This window comes from Pseudomonas gingeri (assembly GCF_013386115.1).
In the GTDB taxonomy this organism is placed as follows: Bacteria; Pseudomonadota; Gammaproteobacteria; order Pseudomonadales; family Pseudomonadaceae; genus Aquipseudomonas; species Aquipseudomonas gingeri.
On sequence record NZ_JACAOR010000005.1, the window covers coordinates 1 to 16235 of the forward strand.

Below are 16235 nucleotides of genomic sequence, written 5' to 3' on the forward strand. Positions count from 1 at the left end.
CCGTCGGCGCCGGCGTCGTAGCCAAAATCATCGAGTAAGCTTCTCATTGAGATAGCTTCGATGCTTTGAAAAAGCCCCCGCCTAGCGGGGGCTTTTTTATTAGGTTGACACCTATCAGGGGCGTCTATAGAATTGCGCCTCCTTTTAACGGGCGTATTGCGCCCGGTGGGAATAGCAGCCGGAGTCTGAAATCCAATGCAAAATCAGCAAATCCGTATCAGGTTGAAGGCTTTTGACCATCGCCTGATCGACCAATCCACCCAGGAAATCGTGGAAACCGCGAAACGTACTGGTGCTCAAGTGCGTGGTCCAATTCCACTGCCTACCCGTAAAGAGCGGTTCACCGTTCTGGTCTCCCCGCACGTCAACAAAGACGCGCGTGACCAGTACGAGATCCGTACTCATAAGCGTGTCCTGGACATCGTCCAGCCAACGGATAAAACCGTTGATGCGCTGATGAAGCTTGATCTTGCGGCAGGTGTGGAAGTGCAGATCAGCCTCGGCTAAGACTCGGTCTTAGTCGTGTAACGCTCTGAAATGGGCGGCCATAGCGGGTGAAAGCCCCGTACACTCATGAGGTTTACAACATGACTATTGGTGTAGTCGGTCGTAAATGCGGTATGACCCGTATTTTCACCGAAGAAGGTGTCTCCATTCCGGTCACGGTCATTGAGATCGAACCGAATCGCGTCACCCAGTTCAAGACTGAAGAAACTGATGGCTACCGTGCAGTGCAAGTTACTGTCGGCGAGCGTCGTGCTTCGCGTGTTACAGCCGCTCAGGCTGGCCACTTCGCCAAGGCGAACGTTGCCGCTGGTCGTACCGTAATGGAATTCCGCCTTGAAGAAGGCGAGTACCAGGCCGGCGATCTGATCAACACTGAAATCTTCGCCGCTGGTCAACTGGTTGATGTAACCGGTCAGTCCAAGGGTAAAGGCTTCCAGGGTACGATCAAGCGTTGGAATTTCCGCGGGCAAGATAACACCCACGGTAACTCCGTATCCCACCGCGTTCCAGGCTCTATCGGCCAGTGCCAGACTCCTGGTCGTGTATTCAAGGGCAAAAAAATGTCCGGTCATATGGGCGCTGAGCGCGTGACCGTGCAGTCCCTGGAAGTAGTGCGCGTGGACGCTGAACGCAATCTGTTGTTGGTCAAGGGCGCTGTTCCTGGCGCTACTGGCGGCAACCTGGTTGTACGTCCAGCAGCCAAGGCTCGCGGTTAAGGGGAAGCTGACATGCAATTAAATGTAAATGACGCTCAAGCGATCGAAGTTTCCGAACTGACATTTGGCGGCGATTTCAACGAGACGCTGGTTCACCAAGCAGTCGTGGCCTACATGGCCGGCGGCCGTCAGGGTAGCAAGCAGCAAAAGACCCGTTCCGACGTTTCCGGTGGCGGCAAGCGCCCATGGCGTCAGAAAGGTACTGGCCGTGCTCGTGCCGGTACTATCCGTAGCCCAATCTGGCGCGGCGGCGGCACCACTTTCGCAGCTCGTCCTCAGGATCACTCCCAGAAGCTGAACAAGAAGATGTATCGCGCAGCAATGCGTTCCATCCTTGCTGAGCTGGTGCGTACTGATCGTCTGGTCGTTGTTCAGGATTTCGCTGTTGAAACCCCGAAAACCAAAGACCTGCTGAGCAAACTGAACAACATGAGCCTGACCGACGTTCTGATCGTGTCGGATGCTGTTGATCAGAACCTGTACCTGGCTGCTCGCAACCTGCCACACGTTGATGTCCGTGACGTGCAAGGTTCCGATCCAGTTAGTCTGATCGCATACGACAAGGTGTTGATCACCGTGTCGGCCGTGAAGAAATTCGAGGAGCTGCTGGGATGAACCAGGAACGCGTATTTAAAGTTCTGCTTGGCCCGCACGTTTCCGAGAAGGCTACGGTTCTGGCAGACAAAAAAGGTCAGTTCGTTTTCAAGGTTGCTACTGACGCAACCAAGCTGGAAATCAAGAAGGCCGTCGAAAGCCTGTTCAGCGTGAAAGTAGAGCGTGTGACTACCCTGAATGTTCTGGGTAAAAGCAAGCGCACTGCTCGCGGTCTGGGCAAGCGTAATGACTGGAAGAAGGCAGTTATCTCCCTTCAGCCAGGCCAAGATCTCGATTTCAGCAGCAGTGCTGAGTAAGGAAGGGGTGCATCATGGCAATCGTTAAATGCAAACCGACTTCCCCTGGCCGCCGTTTTGTGGTCAAGGTGGTCAACCAGGAGCTGCATAAAGGCGCTCCTCACGCACCGCTGCTCGAGAAAAAATCGAAGTCTGGTGGTCGTAACAACAATGGCCGTATTACCACTCGTCACATCGGTGGTGGTCATAAGCAGCATTATCGTCTGGTCGACTTCCGTCGCAACGACAAAGATGGCATCGCTGCCACTGTCGAGCGTATCGAATACGATCCAAACCGTACTGCTCACATCGCACTGCTGCTGTACGCAGACGGCGAGCGTCGCTACATCATCGCCCCTAAAGGCGTGAGTGCTGGTGACCAGCTGATCGCGGGCGCTCTGGCTCCAATCAAGCCAGGTAACGCTCTGCAACTGCGCAACATCCCAGTGGGTTCCACCGTACACGGCATCGAACTGAAGCCAGGTAAAGGTGCACAGATCGCTCGTTCCGCTGGTGCTTCGGCTCAGCTGATCGCTCGTGAAGGTGTCTACGTGACCCTGCGTCTGCGTTCCGGTGAAATGCGTAAAGTGCTGTCGGAATGCCGTGCAACGCTGGGCGAAGTCTCGAACTCCGAGCACAGCCTGCGTTCCCTGGGTAAAGCCGGTGCCAAGCGCTGGCGTGGCGTTCGCCCAACCGTTCGTGGTGTTGCCATGAACCCGGTTGACCACCCACATGGTGGTGGTGAAGGTCGTACCTCTGGTGGTCGTCATCCGGTATCGCCGTGGGGCTTCCCGACTAAGGGCGCGAAGACTCGTGGTAATAAGCGTACCGACAAAATGATCGTCCGTCGTCGCAAGTAAATAGAGGGATACGACAGTGCCACGTTCTCTGAAAAAAGGTCCTTTTATCGATCTTCACCTACTGAAGAAGATCGAAGTGGCGGCGGAAAAGAACGATCGCAAACCAGTGAAAACCTGGTCGCGCCGTTCGATGATCCTGCCACAAATGGTCGGTCTGACCATCGCAGTACACAACGGTCGTCAGCACGTCCCAGTTCTCGTGAACGAAGACATGGTCGGCCACAAACTGGGCGAGTTCGCCGGTACCCGCACTTATCGCGGGCACGTGGCAGACAAGAAAGCCAAGCGTTAAGGGGTTAGGAAATGGAAGTAGCCGCTAAGTTGTCGGGCGCTCGAATCTCCGCCCAGAAAGCCCGCTTGGTCGCCGACCAGATCCGCGGGAAGAAGGTGGGCGAAGCGCTCAACCTGTTGGCTTTCAGCAGTAAGAAAGCCGCCGAGATCATGAAAAAAGTGCTGGAGTCGGCCGTAGCCAACGCCGAGCATAACGAAGGCGCAGACGTTGATGACCTGAAGGTCAGCACCGTTTTCGTCAACGAAGGGCGTTCGCTGAAGCGTATCATGCCGCGTGCCAAAGGCCGTGCTGATCGCATCGTCAAGCGGTCTTGCCATATCACTGTCAAGGTTGCTGACAAGTAACGGAGTCGAAGAGATGGGTCAGAAAGTACATCCCATTGGCATTCGCCTGGGAATCGTCAAGGAGCACACCTCCGTCTGGTACGCAGACGGTCGGACTTATGCGGACTATTTGCTCGCAGATCTGAATGTGCGTGAGTACCTCCAAGACAAACTAAAAAGCGCGTCCGTAAGCCGTATCGATATCCATCGTCCGGCCCAAACTGCACGCATCACCATCCACACCGCTCGTCCAGGTATCGTTATCGGGAAGAAGGGTGAAGATGTTGAGAAACTGCGTCAGGACCTGACCAAGCAAATGGGTGTGCCTGTGCACATCAATATCGAAGAGATCCGCAAGCCGGAGCTCGACGGTATGCTGGTTGCGCAGAGCGTAGCTCAGCAGCTGGAGCGTCGTGTAATGTTCCGTCGCGCTATGAAGCGTGCCGTACAGAACGCAATGCGCATTGGTGCCAAGGGCATCAAAATCCAAGTGAGCGGTCGTCTCGGCGGTGCTGAAATCGCACGTACTGAATGGTATCGCGAAGGTCGTGTGCCACTGCACACCCTGCGTGCCGATATCGACTATGCCACCTACGAAGCTCACACCACCTACGGTGTGATCGGTGTGAAGGTTTGGATCTTCAAAGGCGAAGTAATTGGTGGTCGCCAAGAAGAACTGAAACCACAAGCACCAGCGCCTCGTAAAAAAGCTGCTAAGTAAGGGGTACGCCAAATGTTGCAACCAAAGCGTACGAAGTTCCGCAAGCAGATGACCGGCCACAACCGTGGTCTGGCACTGCGCGGTAGCAAAGTCAGCTTCGGCGAGTTCGCGCTGAAGTCTGTTGCTCGTGGTCGTCTCACCGCTCGTCAGATCGAGTCAGCACGTCGTGCTCTGACCCGTCACGTAAAACGTGGCGGCAAGATCTGGATCCGTGTATTCCCGGACAAGCCTATTTCCAAGAAGCCACTCGAAGTTCGGATGGGTAAAGGTAAGGGTAACGTGGAGTACTGGGTTGCCCAGATTCAGCCAGGCAAAGTCCTGTATGAAATCGAGGGTGTTTCTGAAGAGCTGGCGCGTGAGGCTTTCGCCCTGGCTGCTGCAAAGCTGCCGCTCGCCACCTCCTTTGTTAAACGGACGGTGATGTGATGAAAGCGAATGAACTTCGTGAAAAATCCGCACAGCAGCTGAACGAGCAACTGCTCGGCCTGCTGCGCGACCAGTTCAATCTGCGCATGCAGAAAGCAACTGGCCAGTTGGGGCAGTCTCATCTGCTCTCGCAAGTTAAGCGTGACATCGCTCGCGTGAAGACTGTGCTCAACCAGCAGGCAGGTAAGTGATCATGGCTGAAGCCGAAAAGACTGTCCGTACGCTGACTGGCCGTGTTGTCAGCGACAAGATGGACAAAACCATCACCGTTCTGATCGAGCGTCGCGTAAAGCACCCGATCTACGGTAAATACGTTAAGCGTTCGACTAAGCTGCACGCGCACGACGAAACCAATCAGTGCCATATCGGCGACAAAGTCACTATTCGTGAAACTCGTCCGCTGGCCAAGACCAAGTCTTGGGCACTGGTTGATGTTCTCGAACGCGCTGTGGAAGTCTAAGGACTAGGGGTCGGAGAAATTATATGATTCAGACTCAATCCATGCTCGATGTGGCCGATAACAGCGGCGCTCGCCGCGTTATGTGCATCAAGGTGCTGGGTGGCTCCCATCGTCGTTACGCTGGTATCGGTGACATCATCAAAGTTACCGTCAAGGAAGCAATTCCTCGCGGTAAGGTGAAAAAAGGCCAGGTGATGACTGCTGTTGTAGTCCGCACCCGTCACGGCGTACGTCGTGCTGACGGCTCCATTATCCGCTTTGATGGCAACGCTGCTGTTCTGTTGAACAACAAGCAAGAGCCGATCGGCACCCGTATCTTTGGGCCAGTGACCCGTGAACTTCGTACCGAGAAGTTCATGAAGATCGTCTCGCTCGCCCCAGAAGTGCTGTAAGGAGATCCGACATGCAAAAGATTCGTCGTGACGACGAGATCATCGTGATCGCCGGCAAAGACAAAGGTAAGCGCGGTAAGGTGCTTAAGGTTCTCGCTGACGACCGTCTGGTCGTTGGTGGCTTGAACCTGGTCAAGCGTCATACCAAGCCTAACCCGATGTCGGGCGTACAGGGCGGTATCGTCGAGAAAGAAGCGCCACTGCACGCTTCCAACGTCGCCATTTTCAACGGCGAAACCAACAAGGCTGACCGCGTTGGTTTCAAAGTAGAAGACGGCAAAAAAATTCGTGTCTTCAAGTCGACCCAAAAAGCGGTTGATGCTTGAACACTGCTAGGTAGAAGACCATGGCACGACTGAAAGAGATTTACCGGAAGGAAATCGCTCCGAAGCTTAAGGAAGAACTTAAGCTGGCGAACGTGATGGAAGTTCCGCGCATTACCAAGATCACCCTGAACATGGGTCTGGGCGAAGCGATCGGCGACAAGAAAGTCATCGAGCACGCTGTTGCTGACCTGGAAAAGATCACCGGCCAGAAGGTCGTCGTGACTCACGCTCGCAAATCCATCGCAGGCTTCAAAGTCCGCGAAGGTTGGCCGATCGGTGTCAAGGTGACCCTGCGTCGCGATCGTATGTATGAGTTCCTGGATCGTCTGCTGTCGATCTCCCTGCCTCGGGTTCGCGACTTCCGCGGCCTGAATGCCAAGTCCTTCGATGGTCGTGGCAACTACAGCATGGGCGTGAAAGAGCAGATCATTTTCCCGGAAATCGATTACGACAAGATCGATGCTCTGCGCGGTCTGGACATTACCCTGACCACCACTGCCAAATCGGATGAAGAAGGTCGCGCACTGCTGCGTGCTTTCAAATTCCCGTTCCGCAACTGATTGGAGTAGGAAAATGGCCAAGAAGAGCATGAAAAACCGTGAGCTGAAGCGTCAGCTCACCGTTGCCAAGTACGCCGTCAAGCGTGCAGCGCTCAAAGCAATCATCGTTGATCTGAACGCAAGTCCAGAAGCGCGTTGGGAAGCTTCCGTAGCCCTGCAGAAGCAGCCACGTGACGCAAGCGCCTCGCGCATGCGTAACCGCTGCCGCATCACCGGTCGTCCGCACGGCGTTTACCGCAAGTTCGGCCTCGGCCGTAACAAGCTGCGTGAAGCTGCAATGCGTGGTGACGTACCAGGTCTGGTCAAAGCCAGCTGGTAAGCCATACCGCCCAAGTCACTGCGGTCGGGGTCGCAAGAACCTGACCGCCGGTGACCTTGAGTATGAATCAAGCCCCTTTTGGGGCTTGATTCATTTCTGGTGTGTGTCTAGAATGACCGGCTCGCCTGAGCCCGCACTTTTTGCGTGCGGAGTACCTCGGCGACAGTTGCAGCCGCAAGGCTCATTTTTTTTGTATCAGGAGCGTCTAGCCCATGAGTATGCAGGACCCGTTAGCGGACATGCTAACTCGAATCCGTAATGCCCAGATGGCTGAAAAGTCCGTCGTAAGCATGCCGTCTTCCACGCTGAAGGTGGCTGTAGCAAAAGTCCTGAAGGACGAAGGTTACATCGCGGGTTTTCAGATCACCACCGACGCCAAGCCGTCGCTGTCCATCGAGCTGAAGTACTTCGAAGGCCGTCCGGTCATCGAGGAAGTGAAGCGCGTTAGCCGTCCAGGCCTGCGTCAGTACAAGTCCGTCGAAGACCTGCCGAAAGTTCGTGGCGGTCTGGGCGTGTCTATCGTCTCCACCAACAAGGGTGTGATGACTGATCGTGCTGCGCGCGCTGCCGGTGTCGGCGGCGAAGTTCTTTGCACTGTGTTCTAAGGGGGGATAAGCATGTCTCGCGTCGCTAAGAACCCCGTTAAGCTGCCAGCTGGTGTCGAAGTAAAATTCGCCGGCCAACAGCTTTCGGTGAAGGGTGCCAAGGGCACTCTCGAACTGAACATCCATTCGTCCGTTGAGATTGTTGAAGAAGCTGGTGAGCTGCGTTTCGCTGCTCGCAACGGCGATCAACAGACTCGCGCAATGGCTGGTACCACTCGTGCGTTGGTAAACAACATGGTCCAAGGCGTAAGCCAAGGCTTCGAGCGCAAGCTCCAGCTGGTCGGTGTTGGTTACAAGGCGCAAGCAAAAGGCACAGTGCTGAACCTGGCTCTTGGCTTCTCGCACCCAGTGGATTACGAACTGCCGGAAGGCATCACCGCTGAGACTCCTAGCCAGACCGATATCCTGATCAGGGGCATCGACAAGCAGCTGGTAGGTCAAGTGGCCGCCGAGATCCGCGACTTCCGTCCACCAGAGCCGTACAAAGGCAAAGGTGTGCGCTACGCGGACGAAGTCGTCCGTCGTAAAGAAGCCAAGAAGAAGTAGGGCATAGCAAATGACCGACAAAAAAGTTACTCGACTGCGTCGCGCTCGCAAAGCACGCCTGAAAATGCACGAACTCGAAGTCGTGCGTCTCTGCGTGTTCCGCTCTTCGCAGCACATCTACGCCCAGGTCATTTCGGCCGACGGCAACAAAGTCCTGGCAAGTGCCTCGACTTTGGATAAAGAACTGCGTGATGGTGCCACCGGCAACATCGACGCGGCCACTAAGGTTGGCCAGCTGGTCGCTTCGCGTGCTAAAGCCGCAGGCGTCTCGCAGGTGGCTTTCGACCGCTCTGGCTTCAAGTACCACGGCCGCGTCAAGGCGCTGGCTGATGCTGCTCGTGAAGCTGGGCTGGAGTTCTAAGTTATGTCAAATAACGACCAAAAGCGCGACGAAGGCTACATCGAGAAGCTGGTTCAAGTTAACCGCGTAGCCAAAACCGTTAAAGGCGGCCGTATCTTCACTTTCACCGCGTTGACCGTGGTAGGTGATGGTAAGGGCCGTGTAGGCTTCGGCCGTGGCAAGTCGCGTGAAGTGCCTGCTGCGATCCAGAAGGCTATGGAAGCTGCTCGCCGCAACATGATCCAGGTGGACCTGAACGGCACCACTCTGCAGTACGCCATGAAGTCCGCCCACGGCGCTTCCAAGGTTTACATGCAGCCTGCTTCTGAAGGTACCGGTATCATCGCTGGCGGCGCTATGCGTGCTGTCCTCGAAGTTGCTGGCGTTCAGAACGTTCTGGCCAAGTGCTACGGTTCGACCAACCCGGTAAACGTGGTTCACGCCACTTTCAAGGGTTTGAAGGCCATGCAGTCCCCTGAGTCCATTGCTGCCAAGCGCGGCAAAACTGCAGCGGAGATCCTGTGATCATGGCAACCGTAAAAGTAACGCTGATCAAAAGCATGACCGGCCGCATCCCTAACCACAAACTGTGCGTTAAGGGTCTGGGTCTGCGTCGCATCGGTCACACTGTAGAAGTCCAGGATACTCCCGAGAATCGCGGGATGATCAACAAGGCTTACTACATGCTGCGTGTCGAGGGTTAATCGATGAAACTCAATGATCTGAGTCCAGCGCCGGGTTCCCGTCGCGAAAAGCATCGTCCGGGCCGTGGTATCGGTAGTGGTTTGGGTAAGACTGGTGGCCGTGGTCACAAAGGTCAGACTTCCCGCTCCGGTGGCACCATCGCTCCAGGCTTTGAAGGCGGTCAACAGCCGCTGCATCGTCGCCTGCCGAAGTTCGGTTTCGTTTCCCTGAAAGCCATGGACCGCGCAGAAGTGCGTCTGTCCGAGCTGGCCAAGGTGGAAGGCGACATCGTTACCGTGCAGTCCCTGAAAGATGCCAACGTGATCAACCAGAACGTACAGCGTGTGAAAATCATGCTGTCGGGCGAAGTGACTCGCGCTGTAACTATCAAGGGCATCGCCGCCACCAAGGGTGCGCGTGCGGCTATCGAAGCAGCTGGCGGCAAGTTCGAGGAATAAATGGCTAAGCAAGGTGCTCTCTCAGCGCTCAGCAAAGGCGGGTTATCCGAGCTCTGGGCTCGACTGCGTTTTCTATTCCTGGCGATTATCGTCTACCGGATAGGCGCACACATCCCAGTTCCAGGTATCAACCCGGACCGGCTGGCGGACCTGTTTCGACAGAATGAGGGGACCATTCTTAGCTTGTTCAACATGTTTTCCGGCGGCGCGCTGGAACGGATGAGCATTTTTGCACTGGGGATCATGCCGTACATCTCGGCATCGATCATCATGCAACTGATGACCGCCGTCAGCCCGCAGCTGGAGCAGTTGAAGAAGGAAGGTGAGGCTGGTCGTCGCAAGATCAGCCAATACACCCGCTATGGCACCGTCGTCCTGGCCCTTGTTCAAGCCATTGGCATGTCCATTGGTCTGGCTGGTCAGGGCGTCGCTTTTACTGGTGACTTCGGCTTCCATTTCGTTGCAGTGTCCACCTTCGTGGCCGGTGCGATGTTCATGATGTGGCTGGGTGAGCAGATTACAGAGCGCGGTGTGGGTAACGGTATCTCGATGTTGATTTTTTCGGGTATCGTCGCCGGTCTTCCGAGAGCGATCGGGCAGTCTTTCGAGTCTGCACGTCAGGGTGATATCAACATCTTCGCCCTGGTTGCCATCGGTTTGCTGGCAGTAGCGATTATCGGTTTCGTGGTGTTCATTGAGCGTGGCCAGCGTCGTATTGCTGTTCACTACGCCAAGCGTCAGCAGGGCCGCAAGGTTTTCGCTGCACAGACAAGCCACTTGCCGCTGAAAGTGAATATGGCCGGTGTAATTCCTGCTATCTTCGCGAGCAGCATTTTGCTGTTCCCGGCTTCGTTGGGTGCCTGGTTCGGTCAGTCTGAAGGTATGGGCTGGTTGCAGGACATCTCGCAGTCGATCGCTCCTGGTCAGCCGTTGAATATTCTGCTGTTTAGTGCAGGGATTATTTTCTTCTGCTTCTTCTATACGGCGTTGATGTTCAATCCGAAAGACGTAGCGGAAAACCTGAAGAAGTCCGGTGCCTTTATTCCGGGTATCCGTCCAGGCGAGCAGTCGGCGCGCTACATTGATGGCGTTCTGACCCGTTTGACCATGTTCGGTGCTCTTTATATGACGGCCGTGTGCCTGCTGCCCCAGTTCCTGGTGGTTGCAGCAAACGTTCCGTTCTACCTTGGCGGGACCTCGTTGCTGATCGTGGTCGTGGTTGTGATGGACTTTATGTCCCAAGTGCAATCGCACCTCGTTTCGCACCAGTACGAATCCCTGATGAAGAAAGCCAACCTGAAGGGCTACGGCAGCGGCATGCTGCGCTGAAGCACCCATAAGGTTCGAGGAGTTGGTGATGAAAGTTCGTGCATCGGTGAAAAAGCTGTGCCGTAACTGCAAGATTATTCGCCGCGAAGGTGTGGTTCGAGTAATTTGCAGCGCGGAACCGCGTCACAAACAGCGCCAAGGCTGAGTGTGATCTGCTTGAAGCCCAGCAGCTAGTGCGCTGCTGGGTTGATTATTTGTTATTACAGCGATATTATCTCGCGCCCTATTTCTTGGCTTCCGGGGCGTAGGTAGCTGTCAATTGGAGTCCCACTGAATGGCCCGTATTGCAGGCGTTAACATTCCAGATAACAAGCACACTGTTATCTCGCTGACCTACATCTATGGTGTTGGTCGCACTACTGCACAGAAAATTTGTGCAGTGACTGGGGTCAACCCAGCCGCAAAGATCAAGGATCTGAGCGACGAGCAGATTGAACAGCTGCGTGGCGAAGTGGCGAAGTTCACCACTGAAGGTGACCTGCGTCGCGAAATCAACATGAAAATCAAACGCTTGATGGACCTGGGCTGCTACCGCGGTCTGCGCCATCGTCGTGGTCTGCCAGTACGCGGTCAGCGTACCAAGACCAACGCGCGTACTCGCAAAGGTCCGCGTAAGCCGATCCGCAAGTAATCGCACCAGCGAATCGACAGGAATCTAGTCATGGCAAAACCTGCTGCTCGTCCTCGTAAGAAAATCAAAAAGACAGTGGTTGATGGCATCGCCCACATCCACGCGTCTTTCAACAACACCATCGTGACCATCACCGACCGTCAAGGTAACGCTCTTTCCTGGGCTACCTCCGGTGGTTCGGGTTTCCGCGGTTCCCGCAAGTCCACCCCGTTTGCTGCTCAGGTAGCTGCTGAACGTGCTGGTCAAGCTGCGCTGGAATACGGCCTGAAAAACCTCGACGTCAACGTCAAAGGTCCAGGTCCAGGTCGTGAGTCCGCTGTCCGTGCATTGAACGGCTGTGGCTATAAGATCGCCAGCATCACCGACGTGACGCCAATCCCGCACAACGGGTGCCGTCCGCCGAAGAAGCGCCGCGTGTAATCCAGGAGATTGTAAAGAATGGCTCGTTACATTGGTCCAAAATGCAAACTGGCTCGTCGCGAAGGCACCGATCTCTTCCTGAAGAGCGGCGTGCGCGCTATCGAATCCAAGTGCAACATCGAAGCAGCACCTGGTATCCACGGCCAACGCCGCGGTCGCCAGTCCGACTACGGCACCCAACTGCGTGAAAAGCAGAAGGTCCGTCGTATTTATGGCGTTCTTGAGCGTCAGTTCAGCGGCTACTACAAAGAAGCTGCCGGCCGTAAAGGCGCAACCGGTGAAAACCTGCTGCAACTGCTCGAATGCCGTCTGGACAACGTTGTATACCGTATGGGTTTTGGCTCGACTCGTGCCGAATCCCGTCAACTGGTATCGCACAAGTCGATCAGCGTTAACGGCAAAACCGTCAACGTCCCGTCCTACCAGGTTCGTGCTGGTGACGTGGTAGCTATTCGTGAGAAAGCTAAGAATCAACTGCGCATTGTCCAGGCTCTCGATCTGTGTGCCCAGCGTGGCCGCGTAGAATGGGTAGAAGTGGACACTGAGAAAAAGTCGGGCGTTTTCAAGAACGTTCCTGCTCGCAGTGACCTCTCCGCCGACATCAACGAAAGCCTGATTGTCGAGCTCTACTCCAAGTAAGGGCTAGAAAATAGGTGCATCCATGCAGATTTCGGTAAATGAGTTCCTGACACCCCGTCACATTGACGTGCAGGTTGTCAGTCCAACCCGCGCTAAAATCACTCTCGAGCCTCTCGAGCGTGGTTTTGGCCACACCCTGGGCAACGCGCTGCGCCGCATCCTGTTGTCCTCAATGCCAGGCTGTGCAGTAGTCGAGGCCGAGATTGACGGTGTGCTCCACGAGTACAGCGCCATCGAAGGTGTACAGGAAGACGTCATTGAAATCCTGTTGAACCTTAAAGGTCTGGCTATCAAGCTGCACGGCCGTGACGAAGTTACGCTGACCTTGTCGAAGAAGGGTTCGGGGGTGGTTACCGCTGCCGATATTCAGCTGGATCATGATGTCGAGATCGTTAATCCCGATCACGTAATCGCCAACCTGGCGTCTAACGGCGCCTTGAACATGAAGCTCACCGTAGCTCGTGGTCGTGGTTATGAACCAGCAGACTCGCGTCAGAGCGATGAAGACGAAAGCCGCAGCATCGGTCGCTTGCAGCTCGACTCTTCGTTCAGCCCGGTTCGTCGTATCGCCTACGTGGTGGAGAACGCCCGTGTCGAGCAGCGTACCAACCTGGACAAACTGGTTATTGATCTGGAAACCAACGGTACTCTGGATCCTGAAGAGGCTATCCGCCGCGCTGCAACCATCCTGCAACAGCAGTTGGCTGCGTTCGTCGACCTCAAGGGTGACAGTGAGCCAGTGGTTATCGAGCAGGAAGACGAGATCGATCCGATCCTGCTTCGCCCGGTTGACGATCTGGAACTGACTGTACGTTCGGCTAACTGCCTTAAGGCGGAAAACATCTACTACATCGGCGACCTGATTCAGCGTACCGAAGTAGAGCTGTTGAAGACTCCGAACCTGGGCAAGAAATCCTTGACTGAAATCAAGGACGTTCTGGCCTCCCGCGGTCTGTCCCTCGGCATGCGCCTCGACAACTGGCCGCCTGCAAGTCTTAAGAAGGACGACAAGGCGACTGCCTGATCGTCGTAATCACCGAACGTAGTGTTTGGTAAGGAATGAACCATGCGTCATCGTAAAAGTGGTCGTCACCTGAGCCGCACCAGCTCGCACCGCAAGGCCATGTTTCAAAACATGGCGGTGTCGCTGTTCGAGCACGAGCTGATCAAAACGACTCTGCCAAAAGCCAAAGAACTGCGCCGCGTTGCCGAGCCGCTGATCACTCTGGCCAAAGTAGACAGCCTGGCTAACCGCCGTCTGGCTTTCGACCGTACTCGTTCGAAAGCTATCGTTGGTAAGCTCTTCAACGACCTGGGCAAGCGTTACGCTACCCGTGAGGGTGGCTACCTGCGCATCCTCAAGTGCGGTTTCCGCGCTGGCGACAACGCGCCTATGGCGTACGTCGAGTTGGTTGATCGTGCTACTGCCGGCGAAGCTGTATCCGCCGAGTAAGACGTCAGTCTGAAACGAAGAACCGGGCCTAGCGCCCGGTTTTTTGTGCCTGCTAATAAGTGATTGCAGTTCGATAGGCCTTTCCTATCGCTTGGCATCATTTAATGAATTTGTACCTGTCATCTTCATGGTCAATACTCCTCTTCAGCCGATTAGCCGGCAGCACCAAGACCGAGAGAGGAAGGATGAGCATGAGCCAGAACAAAACGCTTACTACCGCCAGCGGCGCCCCCGTTGCCGATAACCAGAATTCCCGTTCCGCCGGCCCGCGTGGCCCGCTGCTGCTCGACGACTTTCACCTGATCGAGAAGCTTGCCCACTTCAACCGCGAAAACATTCCTGAGCGCCGCGTGCATGCCAAAGGCTCGGGCGCGTACGGGACCTTTACCGTTTCCAGGGACATCACCCAGTACACCAGCGCCAAGCTGTTCGAGTCCGTGGGCAAACAGACTCCGACTTTCCTGCGCTTCTCCACTGTGGGTGGCGAGCGTGGTTCGGCCGATACCGAGCGTGATCCACGTGGTTTCGCCCTGAAGTTCTACACCGAGGAAGGCAACTGGGACATCGTGGGTAACAACACCCCCGTGTTCTTCATTCGCGACCCGCTGAAATTCCCTGATTTTATCCACACCCAGAAGCGCCTGCCGCAAAGCAACCTGAAGAGCGCGCAGATGATGTGGGACTTCTGGTCGCACTCGCCCGAGGCGCTGCACCAGGTCACCATCCTGTTCTCCGACCGTGGGATCCCGGATGGCTACCGTCACATGCACGGCTTCGGCAGCCACACCTACAGCCTGATCAACGCCAAGGGCGAGCGTCACTGGGTGAAATGGCACTACAAGACCAAGCAGGGCATCAAGAACCTGGCGCCGGCCGATGCCGCGCGTCTGGCGGGTACTGATCCGGACTACGCCCAGCGTGACCTGTTCAACGCTATCGAGCGTGGTGACTTCCCGAAATGGAGCGTGTGCATCCAGATCATGACCGAAGCCCAGGCCGCGGCACATTACGAGAATCCGTTCGACGTGACCAAGACCTGGTCGCAGAAAGAGTTCCCGCTGATCGAGGTGGGTGAGCTGGAACTGAACCGCAATCCGCTGAACTACTTCGCCGAAGTCGAGCAGGCGGCATTCGGTCCGAGCAATATGGTGCCAGGTGTCGGCCTGTCGCCGGACCGCATGCTGCAAGGTCGTGTCTTCGCCTACGCTGATGCCCACCGCTACCGTGTCGGTACCAATCACCAGCAGTTGCCGGTGAACGCGCCACGCAGCCCGGTCAACAGCTACCAGCGCGACGGCTCCATGGCCTTTGGCAGCAACGGTGGCGCTGCGCCGAACTACGAGCCCAACAGCTACGCCGATGCGCCGAAACAGGCCCCTCGCTACGCTGAGCCGGCCCTGGCCCTGAGCGGTGCGGCGGATCGCTACGACCATCGCGAAGATAGCGACTACTTCAGCCACGCCGGTGCGCTGTTCCGCCTGATGAACGATGAGCAGAAAACCCTGCTGATCAACAACATTGCCGGCGCGATGGCAGGCGTTTCCGACGATGTGGTGCAGCGTCAGCTGCAGTACTTCTTCAAGGCCGACCCGGCTTACGGAGAAGGTGTCGCGAAGGCGCTGGGCGTAGTGCTCAAGTAAGTCTAAACGAGAAGCAGAACCGCCCTCATTTGGGCGGTTTTTCGCTTCCGTTCGACGATTTTTCTCTGCTATTTCTCACTTTTCTACTGTTTTTACAGTGACCTTCCGGTCAGCTTGGTTCAAACTACAGACTTTCAAGCAGGGAGATGTAGGGCGATGCAAGGTCACCCGGACGTAATCGATTACCTCAACACGTTGCTGACCGGTGAACTGGCGGCTCGTGATCAATATTTCATCCATTCGCGGATGTATGAGGACTGGGGCTTCAGCAAGCTCTACGAGCGCATCAATCACGAAATGGAAGAAGAGGCGCAACACGCCGATGCCTTGATCCGTCGGATCCTGATGCTCGAAGGCACGCCACGCATGCGCCCCGACGACCTCGACACCGGCACCACCGTGCCCGAGATGCTCGCCAGCGATTTGCGCCTGGAGTACAAGGTGCGTGCCGCGCTGTGCAAGGGCATCAAGCTCTGCGAGCAGCACAAGGACTACGTGACCCGCGAAATCCTGCGCGTGCAGTTGGCCGACACCGAAGAAGATCACACCTACTGGCTGGAGAAGCAGTTGGGCCTGATCCAGTCCATCGGGTTGGAGAATTACCTGCAATCGCAGTTCTGAGAATGGCCGCTGCTGTGCAGCGGATCGCCGGCAAGCCGGCTCCTACAGTTTGGCGTTCACCGCAGAGGTGTCGCCAT

The 16235-nt window shown here is 55.8% G+C and carries 30 protein-coding genes; all 30 read left to right on the forward strand.

Annotation, left to right across the window (positions count from 1 at the left end; genetic code table 11):
- Positions 1-195: 195 nt before the first annotated feature.
- Positions 196-507: a 30S ribosomal protein S10 gene (rpsJ, locus tag HX881_RS07925; protein WP_003186070.1), complete on the forward strand. Its 312-nt coding sequence runs from the start codon at positions 196-198 to the stop codon at positions 505-507.
- Positions 508-587: 80 nt separating this feature from the next.
- Positions 588-1223, forward strand: a complete 636-nt coding sequence (rplC, locus tag HX881_RS07930; protein ID WP_017123246.1) for a 50S ribosomal protein L3 — start codon at positions 588-590, stop codon at positions 1221-1223.
- Positions 1224-1235: 12 nt separating this feature from the next.
- Entirely contained in the window at positions 1236-1838 is a 603-nt protein-coding gene (gene rplD, locus HX881_RS07935; protein WP_042934176.1) for a 50S ribosomal protein L4, read from the forward strand.
- On the forward strand, positions 1835-2134 hold the full coding sequence (rplW, locus tag HX881_RS07940) for a 50S ribosomal protein L23 (RefSeq protein WP_002555488.1): 300 nt from the start codon (positions 1835-1837) through the stop codon (positions 2132-2134). The genes rplD and rplW overlap by 4 nt, the downstream gene beginning before the upstream one ends.
- A 14-nt stretch (positions 2135-2148) precedes the next feature.
- Entirely contained in the window at positions 2149-2973 is an 825-nt protein-coding gene (rplB, locus tag HX881_RS07945; RefSeq protein ID WP_003317104.1) for a 50S ribosomal protein L2, read from the forward strand.
- Positions 2974-2989: 16 nt separating this feature from the next.
- A complete protein-coding gene (gene rpsS, locus HX881_RS07950) occupies positions 2990-3265 on the forward strand; it encodes a 30S ribosomal protein S19 (protein ID WP_002555486.1) in 276 nt (91 codons plus the stop codon).
- Positions 3266-3276: 11 nt separating this feature from the next.
- Positions 3277-3609: a 50S ribosomal protein L22 gene (rplV, locus tag HX881_RS07955; protein ID WP_003103908.1), complete on the forward strand. Its 333-nt coding sequence runs from the start codon at positions 3277-3279 to the stop codon at positions 3607-3609.
- Between the two features lie 13 nt (positions 3610-3622).
- The gene (gene rpsC / locus HX881_RS07960) at positions 3623-4309 is read left to right on the forward strand and encodes a 30S ribosomal protein S3 (protein ID WP_007924192.1); all 687 of its coding nucleotides are present in this window, start codon (positions 3623-3625) and stop codon (positions 4307-4309) included.
- A 12-nt stretch (positions 4310-4321) separates the two neighbouring features.
- Positions 4322-4735, forward strand: a complete 414-nt coding sequence (gene rplP, locus HX881_RS07965) for a 50S ribosomal protein L16 (RefSeq protein ID WP_003228729.1) — start codon at positions 4322-4324, stop codon at positions 4733-4735.
- Positions 4735-4926 (forward strand): 50S ribosomal protein L29, encoded by a 192-nt coding sequence (gene rpmC / locus HX881_RS07970; RefSeq protein ID WP_002555481.1) that lies wholly within the window; start codon positions 4735-4737, stop codon positions 4924-4926. The genes rplP and rpmC overlap by 1 nt, the downstream gene beginning before the upstream one ends.
- Before the next feature lie 2 nt (positions 4927-4928).
- On the forward strand, positions 4929-5195 hold the full coding sequence (rpsQ, locus tag HX881_RS07975; protein ID WP_003176419.1) for a 30S ribosomal protein S17: 267 nt from the start codon (positions 4929-4931) through the stop codon (positions 5193-5195).
- Positions 5196-5218: 23 nt separating this feature from the next.
- The gene (gene rplN, locus HX881_RS07980) at positions 5219-5587 is read left to right on the forward strand and encodes a 50S ribosomal protein L14 (RefSeq protein ID WP_002555479.1); all 369 of its coding nucleotides are present in this window, start codon (positions 5219-5221) and stop codon (positions 5585-5587) included.
- 11 nt (positions 5588-5598) lie between these two features.
- Complete coding sequence (rplX, locus tag HX881_RS07985; protein ID WP_007896770.1) at positions 5599-5913, forward strand: 50S ribosomal protein L24; 315 nt, start codon at positions 5599-5601, stop codon at positions 5911-5913.
- A 20-nt stretch (positions 5914-5933) separates the two neighbouring features.
- On the forward strand, positions 5934-6473 hold the full coding sequence (gene rplE / locus HX881_RS07990) for a 50S ribosomal protein L5 (RefSeq protein ID WP_017123249.1): 540 nt from the start codon (positions 5934-5936) through the stop codon (positions 6471-6473).
- Between the two features lie 13 nt (positions 6474-6486).
- Positions 6487-6792, forward strand: coding sequence for a 30S ribosomal protein S14 (gene rpsN, locus HX881_RS07995; RefSeq protein ID WP_017123250.1), 306 nt, complete (start codon positions 6487-6489; stop codon positions 6790-6792).
- A gap of 212 nt (positions 6793-7004) precedes the next feature.
- Positions 7005-7397 (forward strand): 30S ribosomal protein S8, encoded by a 393-nt coding sequence (gene rpsH, locus HX881_RS08000; protein ID WP_007955638.1) that lies wholly within the window; start codon positions 7005-7007, stop codon positions 7395-7397.
- A 12-nt stretch (positions 7398-7409) separates the two neighbouring features.
- Positions 7410-7943 (forward strand): 50S ribosomal protein L6, encoded by a 534-nt coding sequence (gene rplF / locus HX881_RS08005; protein ID WP_007896774.1) that lies wholly within the window; start codon positions 7410-7412, stop codon positions 7941-7943.
- Positions 7944-7953: 10 nt separating this feature from the next.
- Positions 7954-8304, forward strand: coding sequence for a 50S ribosomal protein L18 (gene rplR, locus HX881_RS08010; protein ID WP_010443919.1), 351 nt, complete (start codon positions 7954-7956; stop codon positions 8302-8304).
- A gap of 3 nt (positions 8305-8307) precedes the next feature.
- A complete protein-coding gene (gene rpsE / locus HX881_RS08015; RefSeq protein ID WP_010443918.1) occupies positions 8308-8808 on the forward strand; it encodes a 30S ribosomal protein S5 in 501 nt (166 codons plus the stop codon).
- A 2-nt stretch (positions 8809-8810) separates the two neighbouring features.
- Positions 8811-8987 carry a 50S ribosomal protein L30 gene (rpmD, locus tag HX881_RS08020; RefSeq protein WP_003176408.1) on the forward strand — a complete coding sequence of 59 codons (177 nt, stop codon included), beginning with the start codon at positions 8811-8813 and terminating at the stop codon, positions 8985-8987.
- Positions 8988-8990: 3 nt separating this feature from the next.
- Positions 8991-9425, forward strand: coding sequence for a 50S ribosomal protein L15 (gene rplO / locus HX881_RS08025; protein WP_007924183.1), 435 nt, complete (start codon positions 8991-8993; stop codon positions 9423-9425).
- Entirely contained in the window at positions 9426-10754 is a 1329-nt protein-coding gene (gene secY, locus HX881_RS08030; protein ID WP_017123252.1) for a preprotein translocase subunit SecY, read from the forward strand.
- A gap of 28 nt (positions 10755-10782) precedes the next feature.
- Positions 10783-10899 (forward strand): 50S ribosomal protein L36, encoded by a 117-nt coding sequence (rpmJ, locus tag HX881_RS08035; RefSeq protein ID WP_002555468.1) that lies wholly within the window; start codon positions 10783-10785, stop codon positions 10897-10899.
- A gap of 129 nt (positions 10900-11028) precedes the next feature.
- A complete protein-coding gene (rpsM, locus tag HX881_RS08040; RefSeq protein ID WP_003186020.1) occupies positions 11029-11385 on the forward strand; it encodes a 30S ribosomal protein S13 in 357 nt (118 codons plus the stop codon).
- 30 nt (positions 11386-11415) lie between these two features.
- Positions 11416-11805, forward strand: coding sequence for a 30S ribosomal protein S11 (gene rpsK / locus HX881_RS08045; RefSeq protein ID WP_007924177.1), 390 nt, complete (start codon positions 11416-11418; stop codon positions 11803-11805).
- Between the two features lie 18 nt (positions 11806-11823).
- Complete coding sequence (gene rpsD, locus HX881_RS08050; RefSeq protein ID WP_017123253.1) at positions 11824-12444, forward strand: 30S ribosomal protein S4; 621 nt, start codon at positions 11824-11826, stop codon at positions 12442-12444.
- Between the two features lie 22 nt (positions 12445-12466).
- A complete protein-coding gene (locus tag HX881_RS08055; protein WP_003176403.1) occupies positions 12467-13468 on the forward strand; it encodes a DNA-directed RNA polymerase subunit alpha in 1002 nt (333 codons plus the stop codon).
- Positions 13469-13510: 42 nt separating this feature from the next.
- A complete protein-coding gene (gene rplQ / locus HX881_RS08060; RefSeq protein WP_017123254.1) occupies positions 13511-13897 on the forward strand; it encodes a 50S ribosomal protein L17 in 387 nt (128 codons plus the stop codon).
- Positions 13898-14088: 191 nt separating this feature from the next.
- A complete protein-coding gene (locus HX881_RS08065; RefSeq protein WP_017123255.1) occupies positions 14089-15537 on the forward strand; it encodes a catalase in 1449 nt (482 codons plus the stop codon).
- 156 nt (positions 15538-15693) lie between these two features.
- Positions 15694-16158: a bacterioferritin gene (gene bfr, locus HX881_RS08070; RefSeq protein WP_017123256.1), complete on the forward strand. Its 465-nt coding sequence runs from the start codon at positions 15694-15696 to the stop codon at positions 16156-16158.
- Positions 16159-16235: the final 77 nt, after the last annotated feature.

Bases quoted from the DNA above. Each gene is read 5' to 3' on its own strand.
- rpsJ (WP_003186070.1), top strand. From the start codon at position 196: ATGCAAAATCAGCAAATCCGTATCAGGTTGAAGGCTTTTGACCATCGC.
- rplC (WP_017123246.1), top strand. From the start codon at position 588: ATGACTATTGGTGTAGTCGGTCGTAAATGCGGTATGACCCGTATTTTC.
- rplD (WP_042934176.1), top strand. From the start codon at position 1,236: ATGCAATTAAATGTAAATGACGCTCAAGCGATCGAAGTTTCCGAACTG.
- rplW (WP_002555488.1), top strand. From the start codon at position 1,835: ATGAACCAGGAACGCGTATTTAAAGTTCTGCTTGGCCCGCACGTTTCC.
- rplB (WP_003317104.1), top strand. From the start codon at position 2,149: ATGGCAATCGTTAAATGCAAACCGACTTCCCCTGGCCGCCGTTTTGTG.
- rplV (WP_003103908.1), top strand. From the start codon at position 3,277: ATGGAAGTAGCCGCTAAGTTGTCGGGCGCTCGAATCTCCGCCCAGAAA.
- rpsC (WP_007924192.1), top strand. From the start codon at position 3,623: ATGGGTCAGAAAGTACATCCCATTGGCATTCGCCTGGGAATCGTCAAG.
- rplP (WP_003228729.1), top strand. From the start codon at position 4,322: ATGTTGCAACCAAAGCGTACGAAGTTCCGCAAGCAGATGACCGGCCAC.
- rpmC (WP_002555481.1), top strand. From the start codon at position 4,735: ATGAAAGCGAATGAACTTCGTGAAAAATCCGCACAGCAGCTGAACGAG.
- rpsQ (WP_003176419.1), top strand. From the start codon at position 4,929: ATGGCTGAAGCCGAAAAGACTGTCCGTACGCTGACTGGCCGTGTTGTC.
- rplN (WP_002555479.1), top strand. From the start codon at position 5,219: ATGATTCAGACTCAATCCATGCTCGATGTGGCCGATAACAGCGGCGCT.
- rplX (WP_007896770.1), top strand. From the start codon at position 5,599: ATGCAAAAGATTCGTCGTGACGACGAGATCATCGTGATCGCCGGCAAA.
- rplE (WP_017123249.1), top strand. From the start codon at position 5,934: ATGGCACGACTGAAAGAGATTTACCGGAAGGAAATCGCTCCGAAGCTT.
- rpsN (WP_017123250.1), top strand. From the start codon at position 6,487: ATGGCCAAGAAGAGCATGAAAAACCGTGAGCTGAAGCGTCAGCTCACC.
- rpsH (WP_007955638.1), top strand. From the start codon at position 7,005: ATGAGTATGCAGGACCCGTTAGCGGACATGCTAACTCGAATCCGTAAT.
- rplF (WP_007896774.1), top strand. From the start codon at position 7,410: ATGTCTCGCGTCGCTAAGAACCCCGTTAAGCTGCCAGCTGGTGTCGAA.
- rplR (WP_010443919.1), top strand. From the start codon at position 7,954: ATGACCGACAAAAAAGTTACTCGACTGCGTCGCGCTCGCAAAGCACGC.
- rpsE (WP_010443918.1), top strand. From the start codon at position 8,308: ATGTCAAATAACGACCAAAAGCGCGACGAAGGCTACATCGAGAAGCTG.
- rpmD (WP_003176408.1), top strand. From the start codon at position 8,811: ATGGCAACCGTAAAAGTAACGCTGATCAAAAGCATGACCGGCCGCATC.
- rplO (WP_007924183.1), top strand. From the start codon at position 8,991: ATGAAACTCAATGATCTGAGTCCAGCGCCGGGTTCCCGTCGCGAAAAG.
- secY (WP_017123252.1), top strand. From the start codon at position 9,426: ATGGCTAAGCAAGGTGCTCTCTCAGCGCTCAGCAAAGGCGGGTTATCC.
- rpmJ (WP_002555468.1), top strand. From the start codon at position 10,783: ATGAAAGTTCGTGCATCGGTGAAAAAGCTGTGCCGTAACTGCAAGATT.
- rpsM (WP_003186020.1), top strand. From the start codon at position 11,029: ATGGCCCGTATTGCAGGCGTTAACATTCCAGATAACAAGCACACTGTT.
- rpsK (WP_007924177.1), top strand. From the start codon at position 11,416: ATGGCAAAACCTGCTGCTCGTCCTCGTAAGAAAATCAAAAAGACAGTG.
- rpsD (WP_017123253.1), top strand. From the start codon at position 11,824: ATGGCTCGTTACATTGGTCCAAAATGCAAACTGGCTCGTCGCGAAGGC.
- HX881_RS08055 (WP_003176403.1), top strand. From the start codon at position 12,467: ATGCAGATTTCGGTAAATGAGTTCCTGACACCCCGTCACATTGACGTG.
- rplQ (WP_017123254.1), top strand. From the start codon at position 13,511: ATGCGTCATCGTAAAAGTGGTCGTCACCTGAGCCGCACCAGCTCGCAC.
- HX881_RS08065 (WP_017123255.1), top strand. From the start codon at position 14,089: ATGAGCCAGAACAAAACGCTTACTACCGCCAGCGGCGCCCCCGTTGCC.
- bfr (WP_017123256.1), top strand. From the start codon at position 15,694: ATGCAAGGTCACCCGGACGTAATCGATTACCTCAACACGTTGCTGACC.